The sequence below is a fragment of the Marinobacter sp. genome, from assembly GCF_039977835.1.
Taxonomy (GTDB): Bacteria; Pseudomonadota; Gammaproteobacteria; order Pseudomonadales; family Oleiphilaceae; genus Marinobacter.
Map to the genome: position 1 here is coordinate 183,672 of NZ_JBDWCL010000064.1, position 19,575 is coordinate 203,246.

Here is a 19,575-nt window from a genome sequence, read left to right on the forward strand (position 1 = left end):
AGGGTCAGCTCAGGTAGTTGCAGCCACCTCGGCCTTTCCGGTCTTGAGCATTGCATAACCAAACCCGATTACCAGCGACCCTATGGCAATAGCGGCCACGTATGGCAGCACTGTGCTCACGGCGTTGGGAATGGCGAGCACAAACAGGCCGCCGTGAGGCGCCATCAGCTTGACCGCGAACAGCATCGACAGTGCGCCGGTGATGGCTCCGCCCACCATGCATACCGGAATCACCCGCAGTGGGTCCTTGGCCATAAAGGGTATGGCGCCCTCGGAGATGAAGCACAGCCCCAGTACGAAGGATGCACGCCCGGCCTGTCGTTCAGCCTCGGCAAATTTTGCCCGGGCCACAAAGCTGGCTACGCCCATGCCAATGGCCGGCACCATACCGGCGGCCATGATTGCCGCCATCGGCGCTGAACCACCGCTGCCTTCTGACAGCAGGCCCACCCCGAAAGTGTAGGCAGCCTTGTTCACCGGCCCGCCAAGGTCGAAGCACATCATCGCCCCGAGTATGCCGCCCAGGAGTATGGCATTGGTCGTGCCCATGCCTTCAAGGAAGCCGGTCAGCGCGCTCATCAGGGCCGCTGCGGGCTCGCCGATTACATAGATCATTCCGAGGCCTGTCACCAGGCTGGCCAGCAGCGGAATGATCAGGATGGGCTTGAGGGAGTCGATGCTCTCGGGCATCGGCAGCTTCTGGCTGATGAAACGAGCCACATAACCGGCCAGGAAACCGGCAATGATGCCGCCCAGGAAACCGGCTCCGAGAGTCCCGGCGAGGTAGCCGCCAATCATGCCCGGTGCCAGGCCCGGACGGTCGGCGATGGACCAGGCAATATAACCAGCCAGAAGCGGGATCATCAGTTGGAAGGCGGTACCGCCGCCGATTTGCATCAACGCAGCGGCGAGGGTGCCTTCCTCCTCGAAGGCATCAATGCCGAAAACGAACGACAGGGCAATCAGCAGGCCGCCCGCCACCACCATGGGCAGCATGAAGGAAACACCGGTCAGCAGGTGCTTGTAGGGACCGCGTTTTTCACCACCGGCGGAGTCCTTTTGTTTCTGCCCTTCTTCAACAGTGGCATCGGCAAGGGCGCTGTCAATGGTGGCGCCGGGCCTTTTCAGGGCGTTACCGGTGGAGGTGCGCCACAGCGGCTTGCCGGCAAAGCGGGCCGGGTCCACTTCAATATCGCAGGCCAGTATCACCACATCCGCAGCTTCGATTTCGTCAGCGGTGAGCGGGTCCTGGGCGCCCACCGAGCCCTGGGTTTCCACGCGCATCTGGTGGCCTGCAGCCGTGGCGGCGCCCGTCAGGGCCTCGGCAGCCATAAAGGTGTGGGCAACACCGGTCGGGCAGGCGGTGACTGCGACAATGCGTTTGCCGGTGTAACCGGGAGCGAGCGCCTCCACGGGCTGTGATTCCGGGAGCTGATAGGGCTGGGCCTGTTGCTCGGCCTGGTCCAGCACTCCGGCCGGGTCGGGCAGGGCCGCTGTCACCGGGATCTGATAAAGAGGTTTGCCAGAGTAGGCGCTCAGGTCAGTTGGCGTCCCGGTGGCCGCAATCACCAGGTCAGCGTTGGCGATAACACCATCGGGCAAGGCGGATGGCTGTTGCTGCGAATTGCGGATATCGGTAGTGGCTTGCCAGCCTCTGTTGTGAGCCGCTCGCTCAAGAGCGCGGGCCGCCAGGAAGCTGGTGGCAACGCCCTGGGGGCAGGCGGTGACGATGATCAGTTTCATAATGGCATATCCCCATTTTTGTTGTGCCCGGGCCAGGGGCTGACGCGGGTTTGCTGGATCAGTCGGGAAAAGTCGTCGGCCTGCGGGTCGCCAACACCTGCGTGACGCACGCATTCCGCGGAGAGAGCGGTGGCCGTGGAGAGAATCTGTTCAGGATGGTGCTTTTCGAGCAGGCCGTGGATCATGCCGGCGAGCAGAGTGTCGCCGGCACAGACCGTACTGGTAACCGTAACCGGGGGCGGCAAGCTCCGCCAGTTGCCTTGTGGCGACAGCCAAAGCACGCCCTTCTCGCCCATGGAGACCACAACGTTGGCAATGCCGCGATCCTGAAGCAAGCGGGCGGCTTCAGTGATGGCTGCAAGAGTGTCCAGAGGCTGACCAGCCCATTCGGCCAGTTCGTCCAAATTGGGCTTGATGCCATCGGGCAGGGCCAGAAGCCCGGCCGTCAGGGCCGGGCCGCTGGTGTCCAGCCAGACCGGAACATTGGCAGAGCGGGCCAGGGTGGCCAGTTCTGACAGGGCCTCGGGCAGAAAGCCACCGGGCAGGCTGCCGGCAATGATGACGGCGTCATATTCGCCTGACAGCTCACCAAGACGGGATTTCAGGTGATCAAGTGCATCAGGGGGAGCAACCATCCCCGTACCGTTCAGGTCGGTTACCCTGCCGCCATCTTCCGCGATCTTCACATTGATTCGATTATGGCCAGGTACACGGACAAATCGGTCCTCAAGCCTCTCCGAGGCAAACAGGTTTTCGAAGGGTGTGGCGTTGGTTTCACCCAGCAATCCGGACAAGGTAACGGAGTGACCAAGGCGAGACAGCACGCGGCCCAGATTGACGCCCTTGCCGGCTGCTTCCAGGCGTGAGGTGCGCGTACGGTTCACACAGCCCAGGTCGACCCTGCCGGTCTCGACGTTCAGGTCCAGCGCGGGGTTCAGAGTGATGGTCAGTACCCGGGCCATTACAAGGTCTCCAGGGCGTCGCGCACTTCGGCTGCGGTGGCTTTGCCCAGCGCCAGTTTCGCCTGTTCCCGCGCCTGTTCCCGGCTCAAGCCGCGAATGCAGGCTTTTACCAATGGTACCCGGCGGCTGGTGACCGACAGTTCATCCACATCCAGGCCCAGCAGCACCGGAATGGCCTGTGGGTCCGAAGCCAGCTCGCCACAGATCCCCACCCAGCGTTGATGAGCGTGGGCGGCTTCCACTGTCATGCGGATCAGTTGCAGGACCGAGGGGTGGAGGCCATCGGATTGCGCGGACAGCTGGCCGTGGCCACGGTCGATCGCCAGGGTGTACTGGGTTAGATCGTTGGTGCCCACGGAGAAGAAGTCCACCTCTGGCGCCAGAGTGTGTGCCAGCAGGGCACAGGAAGGCACCTCAATCATCACGCCCACCTGCAGGCCCTGGCAGGGAATTTCGGCGCGGACCCGCTCGATGATGGCTTTGGCGGCGCGGAACTCCTCCAGATCCTTGACCATGGGAAACATGATTCGCAGCGGGCGGTTGTCCGCGGCGGTCAGCAGGGCACGGATCTGGGTTTCCAGGATCTCCGGTCGGGTCAGTGACAGGCGAATGCCCCGCAGTCCCAGGAAGGGGTTGTCCTCGTGGGGCAGGGGCCAGTAATCCAGCGGCTTGTCACCACCCACATCGAGGGTGCGCGCCACCAGTGGCAGGCCGTTGAGGGCATCAAAGGCGTGGCGGTATTCGTTTACCTGGGCCTCCAGGCCGGGCGCCTCCGGGTGTGCCATGAAGATGAACTCGGTGCGCAGCAGGCCAATGCCATCCGCACCCCGATCCACGGCATCCGGTGTGTGAGCGGTATTACCCAGGTTGGCACACACGTCGATGGTGTGGCCATCGGTGGTGGTAGCGGGCTCGTTCCGGCATTCGTGAGCCTGCGCCTGCAGACGGGCGAGCTGATCCAGGCGGCGGTTGATCCGTTCACGGCGCTCGCGGCCAGGATTGGGCACCAGGCAGCCTCGCTCGCCGTCAACTACCAGGTCTATGCCATTGGCGATGGTCAGAATGCGATTGCCGGCACCAACCACCGCCGGCAGGCCCAACGCGCGGGCCAGGATTGCACTGTGTGAGGTGGCGCCGCCACGGGCAGTAACCAGTCCGCGAACCCGCTGGGTATCCAGCCTGGCCACATCGGAGGGGCCAAGATCATCTGCCACTAACACATAGGGCTCGTCCGGCGGCGTGGGCATGGCAACACCGCAGAGATTTGCCAGTACGCGGCGGCCGACATCCCGCAGGTCCGCCGCGCGCTCGGCAAGCAGCCGGTCGGCCAGCGCTTCCTGGGCCCGTGCCGCGGTGTCAATGGCCTGCCACCAGCCGGCCTCTGCGGAGGCGCCTTCGTTGATGGCTTCCAGGGCTGCCTGATAAAGGTCGTCGTCCTGCAACATTTCCACGTGCACCGACAGGATCGGCGCAACTTCACCGCCTTCGGCCTGGCGAATCAATGTACGCAGCTGCCCATCGGCTTCGTCGATAGCGCGGCCAAGGCGACCGGTCTGTTCGCCGGCATCGCTGGCGGTTGCGGAATAATCCAGGGTGGGTTGGCGCATCACGAAGGCAGGAGCCAGTGCCAGGCCCGGTGAGGCTGCGACGGCTCTCAGGGCCTCGTCATCAGCGAGCGGTTGCGATTCTGGCTCTGATGGTTCCGGCTGGCTTTTCTGATGTCGCAGTGGGGATACTGTCTCCCCTAGTCCGTCGGACACAGCCTGACAAACGGCTCTTACGGCCTGCACTGCCTCATCGCCGGTAGCAGAGATGATCAGGGTCTGACCACGGCGTGCGCCGAGGCCGATAATGCGCGTGAGGCTGGTGGCGGAAACGGAATTGCCGTCGCCTTCTTCCAGGCGGATGCGGATATCGGCGTTGTGCAGCCGGGCTTCCTGCACCAGCTGTTTGGCCGGCCGGGCGTGAAGACCGTGGGTGTTCAGGAGTCTGACCTGCTCACTGACTGCATTGGCCTGCTCGCCGGAAAGCCGTGAGAGCACAGCATCCACGGAGTGGCTTTCCAGGGCGGTGTTCTGGGCCAGGAAGTTATCGATGCGCTCCAGCAATTCCCGGCAATCGTCGCCCTGACCAGCCAGGCAGAAGACGCCCGCAAGCTCGACGGTGGCCTCCTTGGGGGTTGCCAGCGCCAGCGCCGGGCGGCGGCTGCCGATGCTGTGGTGAACCAGCCAGAAACCCTGACCAAGCCTCACCGGTGGCTGGCTGACGATCTCTTTCAGGAAGGCAGAGTCTACGCAGCCAAGGCCCTGGAGCCGGGCGGCGGCACTCATGGCGAGTTCGCTGGTGGCATGGGTGTTCACACCCAGGCACAGAGTCTGCGCGTCGCATTTCGGTACCACCGGTTCACGGGACAACAGGGCTGCCAGGGTGACGGGGTCCTCGACTTCGGCCAGCTTCCGGGAAAGGCCCGGTTTGTCCAGCACGCGGGTCAGGTGGCGCAATATGTCCAGATGCTCGTCAGACTGGGCAGCGATGGCGACCAGCACATACACGGTGGCGTCGTCGTGCCAGGTGATTCCGTCGGGAAACTGCAGCACCCGGATGCCGGTACTGATGACCGCATCACGGCTTTCCGGAGTGCCGTGGGGGATGGCGATGCCGTTGCCAAGCACCGTTGAAGACTGTTGCTCCCTTGTCAGCATGCCGGCATGGTAGTCGGGCGTGGTGCGGCCTGTGTCCTGCAGGTCCAGGCTTGCCTGTTTCAGGGCATCCTGCCAGTCGGTTGCCGTGCAACCCAGGCGGATATCGTTGGCTGTGAGCGTCAGCATGGGGATTAGCCTCGCCTTGTTGTTGTGTAGTGCCGGCATGGGCGCTCGATGTCTGCCACTGCCAGTAAAATCCGGGTTGCTGAATCGTGTCAGCAAACATACAATGAATCATGAAACAGATCTGATCAGAAATCAAGCAATCTGTGACCAGGAGGAATTGGCCCCATGACCCTTGCAGAACTTGCCCGCCTGGCCGGGGTATCCCGCACTACGGCCAGCTATGTCATCAATGGCCAGGGGCCGGTGCGCAGGATCAAGCAGCAGACCATCGACAAGGTGCTGGAAGTGGCCCGGGACAATCAGTTCCAGATTGATACCCAAGCCGCAGCCCTTCGTGGTGGCGCAAGTCGCACCCTCGGTTTTATCCTGCCGGACCTGGAAAATGCCAGTTATGCCCGCCTCGCCAAGTTGCTGGAGCAGGGAGCCCGCGCCCGGGGGTACCAGTTGTTGATTGCCGGCTCCGGCGACGACCCGGATACCGAGCGGGAACTCGCGGGTGCCCTGAAGGCAAGGCGCTGTGATGCCCTGATCGTGGCCAGCGCCCTGGCTCCGGATGATCCGTTTTACCAGCAGTTACAGCAGGATGGCCTGCCGGTGATAGCAGTGGACCGGGCCCAGTCGCCGGATGTGATCAGTTGCGTGGTCAGCGATAATCGCAAGGGGGCGGCGGCATTGACACGTTCCGTGCTTGAACCGGGCAACGGCTCGGTGGTGTGGCTTGACGCCGTACCTGCGCTTGCCATGACCCGTGAACGTCGCAAAGGTTTTGAAGACGTGGCAAAGACACGCAGCGGCCAGTGGTCGGTCTGCAGTGGCGAACACTATGACCGGGCTTCCGGCGCCAACCTGATGCGGCGGGTGCTGGCGGAGAAGGGGTTGCCGGATGCGCTGATTACGGCCTCCTACACCCTGCTGCAGGGCGTTCTTGACGTGCTTCTGGAACAGCCGGGCGGCTTGCCGGAGTCGCTCAGAATGGCTACCTTCGGAGATGACAGGCTGCTGGATTTTCTGCCGGTCAGGGTCCACTCGTTACCACAAAAACATGAAGCCATTGCCGAAGCGACGCTGGAGCGGGCGCTGGCTGCCATCGCGGGGCACAAAGAGCCGGAAACGATCGTTATCAATCGATCTTTGAAGCGGCGCCGCTGAGGTAAGGGCTGGGGAGGTTCCATGGCACAGGTTGAAGTGAACGGAAAAACCGTGGAATGCGTGCGCGGCGACATCACCCACCAGGACGACATCGAGGCGGTGGTCAATGCAGCCAACGCACAACTCATGCCCGGCGGCGGTGTTGCCGGTGCGCTCCATTCCACGGCGGGGCCGGGGCTGGCGGAAGAATGCCGCCCCATGGCGCCGATACGGCCCGGGGAAGCCGTTATCTCCAGCGCTCATAATCTGCCAAACCAGTATGTCATCCATTGCCTGGGGCCGGTATACGGTGTTGACCAGCCGTCCGAGCACTTGCTGGCGGAGTGTTATCGCAATTCGCTGGAGCTGGCAGACAGCAAAGGCATTGAATCGGTCGCGTTCCCGGCCATATCGGCTGGCGCGTTTGGCTACCCCCTGGAAGAGGCGGCCGAGGTGGCTCTGGTGACAGTCAGCAAGGTCCTGCCGCAGCTGAAGACCGTAAAGCGGGTGCGTTTCGTATTGTTTGGCGAATCCGACGAACAGGTCTTTAGTAGCCGTCTGTTATCGACTATTGAGTGATAACCGGTTTTCCCGCCAGCGCCTACACTGGGTAAGTCTCTAGCTGTCTGTCCGGGAGTGCTGAGTTGTCTCGATTGCAACCCTTTTTGCTGACCACCGTTGCCATGACCGCCTTTGCCGGTAATTCGCTGCTCTGCCGTGCTGCGTTGCGTGATACCGATATCGACGCAGCTACCTTCACCAGCGTGCGCCTGGTGTCCGGCGCCTTGATGCTGTGGCTGTTGCTGAGCGTTCGTGGCAATCGCGCGCCGCTGAAACAGGGTTCCTGGCGCTCCGCGTTGGCCCTGTTTACCTATGCCGCCACTTTCTCGTACGCCTATGGAGGTTTGTCCGCGGCCATGGGCGCGTTGCTGCTCTTTGGCGCGGTTCAGGCCACCATGATCAGCATCGGCATTTTACGGGGAAACCGCCCGCATCTTTGGCAGTGGGTGGGTTTTGTGGTGGCTTTTTCTGGTCTGGTGGGGCTGTTGCTCCCCGGCCTTACCGCGCCACCGTTGTTCAGTTCCCTGCTGATGATCAGTGCCGGCATTGCCTGGGGGATCTACTCGCTGCGGGCGAAAGGTGCCGGCGAGCCCACCGCCGTCACCACCGGTAACTTTGTCCGCGCAGTGCCCATGGCGCTGGCGCTGAGCCTCGTTATGATGGCCGGTGCCAGGATTGATCTGGCGGGTATGGGCTATGCCGTTGCTTCCGGGGCGATTGCCTCTGGCATGGGTTATGCCATCTGGTACATGGCGTTGCCATTGCTGCAGCCAACCTCGGCGGCCACCGTTCAGCTCAGCGTGCCAGTGATAGCAGCAATCGGTGGTGTGTTGTTATTGAGTGAACCGCTGACCCTGAGGCTGGTTATCGCCGGTATCGCCATTCTTGGAGGCATCGCTATCGTGATTCGTGCGGGCGAGAAGAAGGCAGCCTAGTCCCCTGATTCTGCTCAATCACAGGAAAGCTCAGTTGCGTTGCGGAATTGTTCCGTGATGGAATTACGGTGGCGCTCATTGTCCTTGTACTCTTCCGGCAGCGGCTGCAGGAAATAGAGATAATCGCCCTTTTCCTGATGGGCTTTGAGGAGACTGTTCAGAGTGTTACCTGAGGTCCAGAACACCGGGCTGATAACAACAACGTCGAGATCCGGGCGTTTCCGCTCCAGCACAGCGACCATGCCCAGGCGGTTCTCGGCGTGGAAAGTACCGGTCAGGTGAATGACCTGATGGCCGGGAAACTCCTTGAGCGCCCTGATCACCCGATCTGCCATGGTATTGTCCCGCAGTAGCTGGGCCTTGTAGCTGTTTTCCAGGCGTTTGCTGTTTTCGGCCTGGCCGTGATGCCCGCCGAGCGTCTCGAAAAATTTCCTGCGATACTCTGCGGTGTCTGTAAACGGTGCATCGGGCAGCTTTCGGCGTTGCCCGGCATCGAGTTCGTCCAGGTAGGCATCGCCATATCGTCCGGTGCACCGGACGATATGGGCAGGTGCATTGGCAGCCACCACCGGAACGTTGCGGTTTTTCGAGAACTCGATAAGGGGGCGATAGGAAGCCTTATAATTGGGCCAGGCACCGGTATCGGCAATCAGCTCCTCCTCGCCGGACTGCCCGGTGAGATAACGGTCGAGCTCCGGCTGATCATCCAGGGCGAACTGTTCCATGCTCAACACCTGCCGTGGGCGTTGCTGATAAAGTGCTGACTGCACCAATAATTGCAGCAGGTGGGCGCCATGGTGGCCATGATACTCGCCGATCACCACCACATCCGCCGGTGCCAGTTCTTCTGCCAGCTGGTTGATGGAGAGCAACCTGCCATTACCATCGACAATGATAGAATCGTACTGGGATTGCGGCGGTACCACGTTCGGGTTGTTGGCGGGCACTGTGGCACAACCCGCCAACAGCAGGCAGGCGCAGGCGAGTGTCACGAGAGTGTGCGAATATGTCGTCATAATTGCCTATACGATCACGAAACCAGGTTGGCTGTCAGCCCTTTGTTTTTCTGATTTTCTTGTCCGGAACGTTTAATGCCGCATCGTGCCCATCTGTTCTCGCTCCGACTTGCCCACGCGTTCCGCGAGGCGTGTTTCGACGAGCGTTATAGCCCCAGGCGTCTTGGTCGTGATGTGATGGCCGGTGTTACGGTGGGCATTATTGCCATTCCGCTGGCCATGGCGCTGGCCATTGCCAGCGGCGTACCGCCCCAGTACGGGCTCTACACTGCATTCATTGCCGGGTTTGTAATCGCGTTAACCGGTGGCAGCCGTTTCAGTATTTCCGGCCCTACCGCCGCCTTCGTTGTCATCCTCTATCCTATTGCCCAGGTCTACGGTCTCGGTGGTCTGTTGCTGGCTTCGCTGATGTCCGGTGTGTTGTTGCTGATCATGGCATTCATGCGCCTGGGGCGATTCATTGAATACATTCCTGAAGCCGTTACGCTCGGGTTTACCGGCGGCATTGCCGTGGTGATCGCCACCCTGCAGGTGAAAGATTTCTTCGGGCTGGGTATCGAGCAGATGCCGGAGCATTACTGGGAGAAACTGGCGGCGGTTGGCCAGGCCCTGCCGGGCCTGGACGTCCTTACCATGCTGGTGGCGGTAGCCACGCTGGCGGTAATGCTGCTATGGCCACGGCTGAAAACCCCGGTACCGCCGCACCTGCCGGCGGTGATCGTTGGCAGTCTCATGGCGATGGCACTGAACGCCAATGGTGCGGCAATAGATACTATTGGCTCGCGGTTCGGTTACCTGCTGGCGGACGGCACCGTCGGGGCGGGCATTCCACCTTTCCTGCCGGAGTTTGCGTGGCCCTGGCATCGCCCGGACGCCAGTGGTGAGCCCCTGGGCATTAGCTGGACGATGATCCGGGACCTGTTGCCGGCGGCTTTTGCCATTGCCATGCTGGGGGCTATTGAATCGCTGCTGTGCGCCGTGGTTCTGGACGGCATGACCGGCAAGCGGCACAGTGCCAATAGTGAACTGCTGGGGCAGGGCATCGGCAACGTCATCACTCCGTTTTTCGGCGGTATTACGGCAACCGCTGCCATTGCCCGCTCTGCGGCCAACTATCGCGCGGGCGCCGAATCGCCGGTTTCGGGTATGGTGCATGCCCTGGTGGTTCTGCTGGCGCTGGTGTCCCTGTCACCCCTGCTGGCCTACCTGCCGATGGCGGCGATGGCCGCATTACTGGTGATGGTGGCGTGGAACATGAGCGAAGCCCCCAAGTCACTCCACCTGCTCAAGACGGCTCCGCGCAGTGACATCCTGGTATTCGTTACCTGTTTCTCGCTGACGGTCCTGCTGGATATGGTCATCGCCATCACCACCGGGATACTGCTGGCGGCGGTGCTGTTCATGCGGGAAATGGCCCAGATGACGAGGGTGACAGACATTACCGACAGCAAACGGATGGCCGGAATCAGCCTTCCGGACGGTTGGCAGGTGTTCAAGATCAACGGCCCGCTGTTCTTCGCTGCCGCAGACAGGATTTTCGGGGAACTGGCGCAACTGTCCGCCAGCGCCCGTGGCTTTATTCTCTATATGGACGGAGTGACAATTCTGGACGCCGGTGGCTTGTCTGCACTGAACAAATTGATCAGCACCTGTCGGGCAGACGGCACCCAGGTGGTCATTGCGGATCTGCAGTTCCAGCCGTTGCGAACGCTGGCCAGGGCGGGTGTGAAACCGGAGGAAGGTGTGGTCCGGTTTTATCCGACCCTTGATGAGGCGGTTAAAGCAGAAAGTCATCCTGCCCCTACATAGGCCAGTGTAATTGCAGATTGCCGCCACCAAAGGCGACCTTGTGCAGATAGAAGGTGGGCGCCAGCGTCATAACGGCACTCTCTTCCCTGGACAGCATTATTTCGAAAGGCAATGCGAGCTTGCCGGTAAATCCCTGGTAGTGTTCGTTATCGCTGCCAGAATACGACTGATCAATATCCGGAACGCTCAGGTAGACTGTCGGCTTCAGGGTAACGGCCGGCGCCAGGACCAAACTGAAGTGTCCTGACAGTGTTGGCTCATTCCGGCGAAGGTCTTCGATTTCATCCAGCTTGCGGCCGGTATACCCCTGTTCCCTCAGATAGAAATAGTGAAGGCCAAGGCCGGGTTGCAGTCGATGGCGGTGGTAGACCGCTTCTGCGTCGGCCTTTATCTGGTCGCGGCTGGTGGGAATACCGTCAGCGAGCTCATCCAGGCTGTAGTGCCGGCGAGTATGTTCACCGCTCAGGGCAAACCGGAACCCCCAGTGGCCGAGCCGGTGGTGATGACTCAGGGCCCCCCTCAGGGTTTCGTTTTCAACCACAAGGCCCTCACTCCGGCTGTCAAAGGTCGAAGGCGGGGAATAAGTGACGGAGGCCGTGGTGCTGCTGTGCTGATGCTGCCCCGCTGGGCGGTGCCACTGGAGGAAGTAGCTTTGCGCAGGTTCCACAAAGGCATCGTCACTGCTGGTTTTATCGTTGAAGTAGAGATCCGGCAGAATCCAGCTGGCGTGGAGCCAGGCCCCATCGTCGAACGTGTGCCGGCCGCTGAGATAAACATCTGAACGGGATTTGTCGGCAAAGACATCTCCCTGGAGCCACACTTCGGTAGCCTTGGTTAACTGGTGGCGAAACCCTATAAGTTGGCGCTCGTAGGTGCCGTCAAAGTCTTCACTGCGCTGGATGTCGAGCAGGAATCCCTGCCGATCCTCGTTGAAGCCATAGTCCTGGCGGAAGCGAAAATCCAGATAGAGTCGCCGGCTGCCAACGCTGCCGCCGGTGCCACGTATGCCGTTTCCGATGGCTGAAGGGGCGGGCTGGCTGTGCGCAAAAGACAGTTCATGAAGATAACGTTCCGCACTGGGTGTTGTGTCCGCGCCCAGAACGACAGCCTCCTGCCGCCACGGTTGAGGCAGGTGATTGAGTTCGGCTGTCAACGTCGCTGGCATGAGAGCAGCAACGACAATGGCGATCTTCACGTTGCTACGCATGGCAGGCCATGACCATATTGTGAGTGCTGCGCACATTTTTACCCGTCTCCGGCTTACCGAATAGGCTATGCTACGGACATTTCGGGCCCGCTCAAAAGGATGAACATGCTCCCCTTTCGTTTTGTTGACCGCGTCAAGTTCATTGTAGAACGCCAGCTCGTCAAAGGCGCCGGTTTTCAGTTGTTGGTAGTGGGTGTCTTCATCGGCATCATTTCCCTTATCGGCGGCCTGCTGGTCATTCCGTTTGGTGCGCCGTTCGAGGATGTGGGTGACGCCATCTGGTGGGCATTTCTGCGGCTGACGGATCCGGGCTACCTGGGGGACGATGTCGGCAACTGGCAACGGCTGGTGTCCACGGTACTGACCATCAGCGGCTACGTGGTGTTCATGGGTACCCTGGTGGCTATCCTGACCCGTTGGCTTATTGCCAAGATGACGGATCTGGAGCGGGGGCTGACGCCGGTCACTCTGAGAAATCATATTGTGGTACTGGGTTGGACCAGCCAGACCCTGCCATTGCTGGTAGAGCTACTGGGGTCCTCGGGCCGTATGCGCCGGTTCCTGGAAAAGCACGATACCAGTCGCTTGCGACTGGTTGTGCTTTCGGAAACGGCTTCCGCGGCGCAGGTGCATGAGTTGCGCACTGAGCCCGGTATCGGCCGTAAGGCGCGAGAGGTCATTCTCCGGTCCGGCGCGGCTATACAGCCGGATGCATTGCAACGGGTGGCCTGCCTGGATGCCTCCGCTGTTATCGTGCCAAGTGCGGCCCACGAGGCTGGCAGCCTGGTGACATCGGATGTGGAAACGGTCAAGGCGCTGCTTTCCATCGCAGCCCAGGCGCGGCACCTCGGTGCGCCGTTGCCGTTTGTCGTTGCCGAAATCCAGGATGTGCGTAAACACCCGGTCATTGAGCGGGCCTATCCTGGCGAAATGGAAGTGGTTGCCGGTGATGCGACGATCAGCAGGCTGATGGTCCAGAACATCCTGCACCCGGGTCTGTCGGAAATCTACAACGAGTTGCTGACTGCCGGAGAGGGCTGCGAAATCTATATCCGGGGGGGAGAGTTCCTGGCGGATCTGACACTTGCAGAGCTGGCTTCCCAGCGGCCCAGGGCCATTGTTCTGGGCATCCTGACGCCGGCCGACAAGGGCTGGAACGTTCAGATGCCGGCTTCCTCTGAAACGCGGATTAGCCCCAAAGACCGAGTTGTAATGCTGGCGCGGGACTATTCTGAAACCGAGCCCGATCCCAGAGCCACGGCTCTGCCGGTCATCAATCGTGGGCAGCCCCTTGCCCGCTCAGTGACATTTTCTGAGCGAGCACACCGGGTTCTGGTGCTGGGCTGGAATCGCCGCGTACCGAGCCTGATCAGCGAGTTCTCCAGCTACCATCAGCTGCGGTTCGAGGTGGACATTGTTTCGGTGGTGCCAGCTCCCGAGCGCCAGCGGGAAATCGGGCGGTACATGGGCGAGCAACAGGAAGTGCTGTGTCGCCACATTGAGGCGGATTACATGGTGGAAGGTGAGCTCAGGCGGGTGGGCCCGCTCAGCTATGATTCCATTATGCTTGTCAGCAGTGACCGCCTCGCCTCCGGGGAAGAAGCGGATGCCCGGGCGATGGTGGGTTACCTTCAGTTGGAAGACCTGTTAAGTGAAGGGGGGCAGAGACCGCAACTGATCATGGAGTTGAGTGACCCCGACAACCGTCACCTGCTGGGAGGACATCAGAGTGAAATGATGATCAGCCCTATGATCGTCAGCCATGTTCTTGCCCAGGTGGCATTGCGGCGGGAGTTGCGGGTGGTGCTGGATGACCTGTTCACAGTGGGCGGGGCCGAGATCCAGTTCCGCGACCCTCATGATTACCCGCTCCCGGCCAGTGCAGACTTTCAGGTATTGGAGAAAGTTGTTGCGGCCAAGGGGGAAGTGGCGCTGGGTGTCTGGCGTGATCATGTCAATGTGCGTGGGCGCCACGTGACCCTCAATCCTGCAAGGGGTGAATATCTGGATCTGAATCCGTCGGATCGGCTGATTGTGCTTTGCACTTCATGAGCAGGCCCCGAGCTAATCAATGGTATCCAGCAGGGCAGCCATAATATCGTCCATGGTAATGAATCCCACCAGATCGTTATCTCTGGTGACCAGCAGGCGCTTCACGCGATGCTGGCTCATCAGGCTCGCGGCGTAGCGGATTCCAAGGTGTTCACCAACACTGATTACTGGTTTGGCGCAAGCGTCGTAAACATTGAGCAGATCAATATCGCCATCTTCGGCAATCACCGTCTTGAGTATATTGGTGTAGGTAATCAGACCGTAGGCATCGTGTTCGTTCTGTTTTTCCACCACCAGCGATTTCACCTCGTGCCTTTTCATCAGCGACAGGGCGTCGCGGAGACTGGCGAACGGAGATACATTGATGGTGTCCCGGATCATCACATCCTTGACCAGTTTCATGCCGTCTCTCCCCTTACAGTGAGTCTTTTACGTGTCGCTCGAACTTTTCAACCTGTGACAGGTCGATCCCTCCGAGGTGCTCCAGCGGCAAGGTGAACACCAGCCCCTGTGAGTCATTTTTGTCCGGCATCAGAATACGCTGGATGGCTTTCAGAATATCGAGGGACAAGCCCTTTTCAAGCACCATCAGCAACACGCTCTGGCTACCGTCATAGGTCAGGCCAAAAAAGGTTTTCCGGGCGGTATTGCTGATGCCGCGTCCGCCGAGAACAGTGACACCGCCAGCTCCGAGGTCCCGGGCTGCGTCAATGCAATCCTGCTCCTGATCTTCGGGCACGATAGCGACGAGTACAGAGAATTTCATGTGGACAGTTTCCTTCGTGCAGCAATGTAATCACCAACTATGGCATAAGCCATTACTGTGATGATGGGAAAAATCGAGGCAAAGGCAATCAATCCGAAGCCGTCGATGAGGACACTGCGTCCCTCAATGTTGCCGGCAAGACCAATGCCAAGCGCTGTTACCAGAGGCACGGTAACCTCGGACGTTGTCACGCCGCCAAGATCATAGGCCAGTGCAATAATGTAGCGTGGGGCAACGGTGGTCAGCATTATCACCACCAGGTAGCCCCCCATGATGTAGTAGTGGATAGAGTCACCGACAATAATGCGGTGTACACCGACGGTGATGCCGATGGCCACCCCCAGGGCGACAAACAGGCGAATCGCATTGCCGTTGAGGGTGCCGGCGGCCGCTTCCTCTGCCTGTCGCCCGATCGCAATGAGGGCCGGCTCCGCCATGGTAGTCGCGAACCCGATCATGAATGCGAACAGATAGATGAACAGGAATCCGTCCAGGCTGATCAGTTGCTCCGCCATGCTGGTTCCGATGGGAAACAGGCCCAGCTTCAGACCGACGACAAATGCGTAAAGTCCCAGAACGACCAGCGCAAAACCAAAGAGAATCTTGCGGGGGTTGCTAAGGCCACGTCGCAATACCAGATACTGAAAAACAAGGATGGTAATAATGATTGGCAAAACGTCCCGCACCATCTCGGCCAGCTCGACCAGTATCTTCAGGGGGCCGTAGACAGGAGACGACTCATGGACTGTGTTCATCAGCAACTTGCCTTCCGGCGGCTCCCCCGAATAGACCAGAATGCCGTATAACTGAACCGTTATCATCGGAACCATCACCGCGAGCGCCACGAGTCCGAAGCCATCGGTGAGCGGATTGCGGCCACGAATCGACGCCGCAAGTCCTATACCCAGTGCGGCTACCAGCGGTACCGTCACAACATTGGTAGTGACGCCGCCCGAATCGTAGGCCAGGCCGACGATCTCCTCAGGTGCAAACCAGGTGACAATCACCACCGTAATGTACCCTGCAATCATGAACCAGTGGAGCGGGTAGCCCATGATCGTTCTGAATACACCCAGTGCAATCACGAAGCCCACCGATGTTGCCACGAGCAATCTCAGGGTAAGGGCATCAATCCTCTCACCGCTGATCTCCTGCGCTTGTTGTGCGACTGCAATCAGGGCCGGCTCCGCCACCACCGCGGAAAACCCCAGGGCAAAACCGAACGTGAGAAGAATCGGCAAGGAGCCACGGCGGGCAAACTGATTGGAAAGGCTCTTTCCCACCGGGAAAATGCTAAGTTCCAGTCCCTGAAGGAAAAGCGCGATGCCAACGGCCACAACCAGCAGGCCAAAGGCCATGCCGAGCGTGTTGTCCGGGACCTGTTGCAGCACGAAAAGCTGGAAAAACACCACAACCACAACAATCGGGAGGAGGTTTTTCAGAGCATGCAGAAGGGCGTGGCCAAAAGCCTGTATATAAAACACCGGGGGCCTGTGTCCTGATCAGAAGCGGGTTGCTGCCGGATTCTCAATGGTAGCACCGGCGGCGGCAGTCTGCGTGATGCAGCTCAAGTTTGATGTTTATAGCCATTCACTGAAAAAATGCCGAATATAGATAATATAAATTTTAATTATAAAATCAAACCCTCTAAAGTAACCGTCAATGTCAGCGGGCTGGTTGTTTTTTGAACGGACGCTGGCTCACTGAAGTTGCTTTTATACTTCCTAAAAGAGCACCTCAAACCTTAGAAGACAGGACTGAGATCATGCCATACGCAAATGACGTTGACGCCATTGCTTCCATTCTGAAGCAGAACCCCACCTGGAATGCCATCAAGCCCGAGCACGCGGCTCGCATGCGCGCCCAGAACAAATTCAAGACTGGCCTGGACATCGCCAAGTACACCGCGAAAATCATGCGCGAAGACATGGCGAACTACGATAAAGACACCTCCCAGTACACCCAGTCACTGGGTTGCTGGCACGGTTTTATCGGCCAGCAGAAGATGATCTCCATCAAGAAGCACTTCGGTAACACCAAGCGTCGGTACCTGTACCTGTCAGGCTGGATGGTTGCTGCCCTGCGTTCCGAATTCGGCCCGCTGCCCGACCAGTCCATGCACGAGAAGACTGCGGTTTCTGGCCTGATCGAGGAGCTGTACACCTTCCTGCGTCAGGCGGATGCCTGGGAACTGAACCACCTGTTCCGCGCTCTGGAAGAAGCCCAGCAGGCTGGCGACAACGCCAAGGCTGACGAGCTGATCAAGCAGATCGACAACCACGAAACCCATATCGTGCCGATCATTGCCGACATCGACGCTGGTTTCGGTAACGCCGAAGCGACCTACCTGCTGGCCAAGCAGATGATCGAAGCCGGTGCCTGCTGTATCCAGATCGAAAACCAGGTATCTGACGAGAAGCAGTGTGGTCACCAGGACGGTAAGGTAACCGTTCCCCACGCCGACTTCCTGTCCAAGATCAATGCCGTTCGTCTGGCATTCCTGGAGCTGGGCGTGGACGATGGTGTTATCGTAGCTCGTACCGACTCTCTGGGCGCTGGCCTGACCCAGAAGCTGGCTGTAACCGAAGAGCCGGGTGACCTGGGCGACCAGTACAACAGCTTCCTCGACGGCGACTACATCGAGAAGCCGGAAGACATCAACAACGGCGATGTTGTGATCAAGGCCAACGGCAAGCTGATGAAGCCCAAGCGTCTGCCTTCCGGTCTGTTCCAGTTCAAGCCGGGCACTGGCGAAGACCGTGTGGTTCTGGACTGTATCACCAGCCTGCAGAACGGTGCGGACCTGCTGTGGATCGAAACCGAGAAGCCCCACGTTGGCCAGATCGCCTCCATGGTTAACCGTATCCGTGAAGTGGTGCCCGATGCCAAGCTGGTCTACAACAACAGCCCGTCGTTCAACTGGACCCTGAACTTCCGTCAGCAGGTATTCGATGCCTGGAAGGAAGAAGGCAAGGACGTGTCCGCTTACGAGCGTGCCGACCTGATGAACGCCAAGTACGATGAAACCGAGCTCGGCAAGCTGGCCGACGAGTGGACTGCTAACTTCCAGCGCGACGGGGCCCGTGAAGCCGGTATCTTCCACCACCTGATCACCCTGCCGACGTACCACACCGCGGCCCTGTCTACCGACAACCTGGCCAAGGGCTACTTCGGTGACGAAGGCATGCTGGCCTACGTTGCAGGTGTTCAGCGCAAGGAAATCCGCCAGGGTATCGCAACTGTGAAGCACCAGGACATGGCCGGCTCCAACATCGGTGATGACCACAAAGAGTTCTTCGCAGGTGACGCAGCCCTGAAGGCTGGCGGCAAAGACAACACTATGAACCAGTTCTGATCACTGGTCTGGTTGTTACTGAAGCGGGCTGAGAGGCCCGCTTCAGAATCCGAAACCTCACCATGTGTGAGGTTTTGTTTTTTTACATCTGCATTTTCCTCCAAGTTACTGAATTCCATTAATAAACCTCCTCTCCGCTCTGTTCTCCATACCCGTTCTGTTTCATTCCTGAAACAGTCTTAGGCCTCCGCAAATATCACCTGTATTCTTTAGGTGGTTAAAAATGTATTTCAATCAATGTCTTGGATTGTGTTTGTTGTTGCTGGCACGGGAATCGCACTAGTTGTCTAGCGGGTCTGAACCTTGGCTTACCGAAGGCTAGCGGTTTTAGTCGGATCCCTCTAAGAGCCAATAATCGAAAAGGAAGCGACATTATGAATACCAGGAAAAGTTTGCTAGCAGCTGCCATTGCAATGAGTCTGGGTATCTCCGGCTTTGCCTATGCGGATCAGGGAGGTGATGGAGATCCGAATACCAATGCGGACGATACCTCCATCGCCAACAATGACCAATCCGGCAACACAGACTCCGGCAACGACAATTCGAACAATTCGGATAACTCGAATAATTCGGATAACTCAGATAATTCGGACAATAGCACCGATACTGATGTGGCGGACTCGTTCAAGATCGCCGACAGTGGTAACGACAATTCGGACAACACAGACAATTCCGATAACTCGAACAACTCGGACAACAGTACCGATGTAGCCGACTCGTTCAAGATTGCTGACAGTGGCAATGACAATTCGGATAACAGTGACAACTCGGACAACTCGGACAACTCGGACAATTCCGATAATTCCGATAATTCAGACAACAGCGTGAACGATTCGTTCAAGATCGCTGACAGCGGCAACAATTCGTCTGATAACTCAGATAACTCGGATAACTCGGATAATTCCGATAATTCGCTGGCGTTGGATCTGCAAGTGTACCTGAACAACGCAGATCTGGACGGCAGTGTATCTGGAGTAACCACCAACTATGGTGATGCCAACGGCCGTGGTTCATACACCGATGTAAATCACAGCAACGAAATCTCCGGTGGCTCAGCGAACTTCACCGGCGTCGGCGCGTTTGCGCAAAACGCCGGCAATGCCAGCGTTACACAGGCTAATGTCAATGTAATGTCTAGTCTGAACGCTGGTGGCGGTAGCGGCACCGAATGAGGAATCCAGGCCGCGCCTGTCTGGTACGGGGGCGGCCCGGT

The 19,575-nt window shown here is 59.2% G+C and carries 15 protein-coding genes; 7 read left to right on the forward strand and 8 right to left on the reverse strand.

Annotated features, from left to right (window positions below; all coding sequences use genetic code 11):
- Positions 1-9: 9 nt before the first annotated feature.
- The 3 genes from ABJM11_RS18670 to ptsP are packed head-to-tail and all read right to left on the reverse strand — an operon-like array spanning position 10 to position 5,533.
- Positions 10-1,743 (reverse strand): PTS fructose-like transporter subunit IIB, encoded by a 1,734-nt coding sequence (locus ABJM11_RS18670; RefSeq protein ID WP_348292472.1) that lies wholly within the window; start codon positions 1,741-1,743, stop codon positions 10-12.
- A complete protein-coding gene (gene pfkB, locus ABJM11_RS18675; protein WP_348292473.1) occupies positions 1,740-2,705 on the reverse strand; it encodes a 1-phosphofructokinase in 966 nt (321 codons plus the stop codon). Before pfkB ends, ABJM11_RS18670 begins: the two co-directional genes overlap by 4 nt.
- The gene (ptsP, locus tag ABJM11_RS18680; RefSeq protein WP_348292475.1) at positions 2,705-5,533 is read right to left on the reverse strand and encodes a phosphoenolpyruvate--protein phosphotransferase; all 2,829 of its coding nucleotides are present in this window, start codon (positions 5,531-5,533) and stop codon (positions 2,705-2,707) included. The genes pfkB and ptsP overlap by 1 nt, the downstream gene beginning before the upstream one ends.
- 165 nt (positions 5,534-5,698) lie before the next feature.
- On the opposite strand from ptsP, the gene cra reads away from it, so the two are divergent.
- The 3 genes from cra (at position 5,699) to ABJM11_RS18695 (ending at position 8,157) form a co-directional block, all read left to right on the forward strand.
- Positions 5,699-6,682 carry a catabolite repressor/activator gene (gene cra, locus ABJM11_RS18685; RefSeq protein ID WP_348292477.1) on the forward strand — a complete coding sequence of 328 codons (984 nt, stop codon included), beginning with the start codon at positions 5,699-5,701 and terminating at the stop codon, positions 6,680-6,682.
- Between the two features lie 21 nt (positions 6,683-6,703).
- Positions 6,704-7,240, forward strand: coding sequence for a macro domain-containing protein (locus tag ABJM11_RS18690; RefSeq protein WP_348292479.1), 537 nt, complete (start codon positions 6,704-6,706; stop codon positions 7,238-7,240).
- Between the two features lie 65 nt (positions 7,241-7,305).
- Positions 7,306-8,157, forward strand: a complete 852-nt coding sequence (locus ABJM11_RS18695) for a DMT family transporter (RefSeq protein ID WP_348292481.1) — start codon at positions 7,306-7,308, stop codon at positions 8,155-8,157.
- A 14-nt stretch (positions 8,158-8,171) separates the two neighbouring features.
- Here the strand turns inward: ABJM11_RS18695 and ABJM11_RS18700 are convergent, their stop codons facing one another.
- Entirely contained in the window at positions 8,172-9,149 is a 978-nt protein-coding gene (locus tag ABJM11_RS18700; protein ID WP_348292483.1) for a ChaN family lipoprotein, read from the reverse strand.
- Between the two features lie 99 nt (positions 9,150-9,248).
- On the opposite strand from ABJM11_RS18700, the gene dauA reads away from it, so the two are divergent.
- The gene (gene dauA, locus ABJM11_RS18705) at positions 9,249-10,982 is read left to right on the forward strand and encodes a C4-dicarboxylic acid transporter DauA (RefSeq protein ID WP_348292485.1); all 1,734 of its coding nucleotides are present in this window, start codon (positions 9,249-9,251) and stop codon (positions 10,980-10,982) included.
- Here dauA and ABJM11_RS18710 read toward each other — a convergent pair.
- Positions 10,975-12,189, reverse strand: coding sequence for a hypothetical protein (locus ABJM11_RS18710; RefSeq protein WP_348292487.1), 1,215 nt, complete (start codon positions 12,187-12,189; stop codon positions 10,975-10,977). The two genes, dauA and ABJM11_RS18710, sit on opposite strands and share 8 nt — an antisense overlap.
- Positions 12,190-12,294: 105 nt before the next feature.
- Here ABJM11_RS18710 and ABJM11_RS18715 point away from each other — a divergent pair, with 105 nt between their 5' ends.
- The gene (locus ABJM11_RS18715; RefSeq protein WP_348292488.1) at positions 12,295-14,241 is read left to right on the forward strand and encodes a CASTOR/POLLUX-related putative ion channel; all 1,947 of its coding nucleotides are present in this window, start codon (positions 12,295-12,297) and stop codon (positions 14,239-14,241) included.
- 12 nt (positions 14,242-14,253) lie between these two features.
- On the opposite strand, the gene ABJM11_RS18720 is transcribed toward ABJM11_RS18715, so the two are convergent.
- From ABJM11_RS18720 to ABJM11_RS18730, 3 genes are read right to left on the reverse strand one after another with little or no spacing between them, the layout of a single operon-like run.
- A complete protein-coding gene (locus ABJM11_RS18720; RefSeq protein WP_348292490.1) occupies positions 14,254-14,643 on the reverse strand; it encodes a CBS domain-containing protein in 390 nt (129 codons plus the stop codon).
- A gap of 13 nt (positions 14,644-14,656) precedes the next feature.
- Positions 14,657-15,007, reverse strand: coding sequence for a transcriptional regulator (locus ABJM11_RS18725; protein ID WP_348292491.1), 351 nt, complete (start codon positions 15,005-15,007; stop codon positions 14,657-14,659).
- Complete coding sequence (locus tag ABJM11_RS18730) at positions 15,004-16,491, reverse strand: DUF1538 domain-containing protein (RefSeq protein WP_348292492.1); 1,488 nt, start codon at positions 16,489-16,491, stop codon at positions 15,004-15,006. The genes ABJM11_RS18725 and ABJM11_RS18730 overlap by 4 nt, the downstream gene beginning before the upstream one ends.
- 281 nt (positions 16,492-16,772) lie before the next feature.
- Between ABJM11_RS18730 and ABJM11_RS18735 the strand changes: the two genes are divergently transcribed.
- Entirely contained in the window at positions 16,773-18,362 is a 1,590-nt protein-coding gene (locus ABJM11_RS18735) for an isocitrate lyase (RefSeq protein ID WP_407070014.1), read from the forward strand.
- A 374-nt stretch (positions 18,363-18,736) separates the two neighbouring features.
- The gene (locus ABJM11_RS18740; protein WP_348292493.1) at positions 18,737-19,534 is read left to right on the forward strand and encodes a dentin sialophosphoprotein; all 798 of its coding nucleotides are present in this window, start codon (positions 18,737-18,739) and stop codon (positions 19,532-19,534) included.
- Positions 19,535-19,575 lie beyond the last annotated feature (41 nt).

Bases quoted from the DNA above. Each gene is read 5' to 3' on its own strand.
- ABJM11_RS18740 (WP_348292493.1), top strand. From the start codon at position 18,737: ATGAATACCAGGAAAAGTTTGCTAGCAGCTGCCATTGCAATGAGTCTG.
- ABJM11_RS18710 (WP_348292487.1), bottom strand. From the start codon at position 12,189: ATGCGTAGCAACGTGAAGATCGCCATTGTCGTTGCTGCTCTCATGCCA.
- ABJM11_RS18735 (WP_407070014.1), top strand. From the start codon at position 16,773: ATGCCATACGCAAATGACGTTGACGCCATTGCTTCCATTCTGAAGCAG.
- pfkB (WP_348292473.1), bottom strand. From the start codon at position 2,705: ATGGCCCGGGTACTGACCATCACTCTGAACCCCGCGCTGGACCTGAAC.
- ABJM11_RS18725 (WP_348292491.1), bottom strand. From the start codon at position 15,007: ATGAAATTCTCTGTACTCGTCGCTATCGTGCCCGAAGATCAGGAGCAG.
- cra (WP_348292477.1), top strand. From the start codon at position 5,699: ATGACCCTTGCAGAACTTGCCCGCCTGGCCGGGGTATCCCGCACTACG.
- ptsP (WP_348292475.1), bottom strand. From the start codon at position 5,533: ATGCTGACGCTCACAGCCAACGATATCCGCCTGGGTTGCACGGCAACC.
- ABJM11_RS18715 (WP_348292488.1), top strand. From the start codon at position 12,295: ATGCTCCCCTTTCGTTTTGTTGACCGCGTCAAGTTCATTGTAGAACGC.
- ABJM11_RS18670 (WP_348292472.1), bottom strand. From the start codon at position 1,743: ATGAAACTGATCATCGTCACCGCCTGCCCCCAGGGCGTTGCCACCAGC.
- ABJM11_RS18690 (WP_348292479.1), top strand. From the start codon at position 6,704: ATGGCACAGGTTGAAGTGAACGGAAAAACCGTGGAATGCGTGCGCGGC.
- dauA (WP_348292485.1), top strand. From the start codon at position 9,249: ATGCCGCATCGTGCCCATCTGTTCTCGCTCCGACTTGCCCACGCGTTC.
- ABJM11_RS18720 (WP_348292490.1), bottom strand. From the start codon at position 14,643: ATGAAACTGGTCAAGGATGTGATGATCCGGGACACCATCAATGTATCT.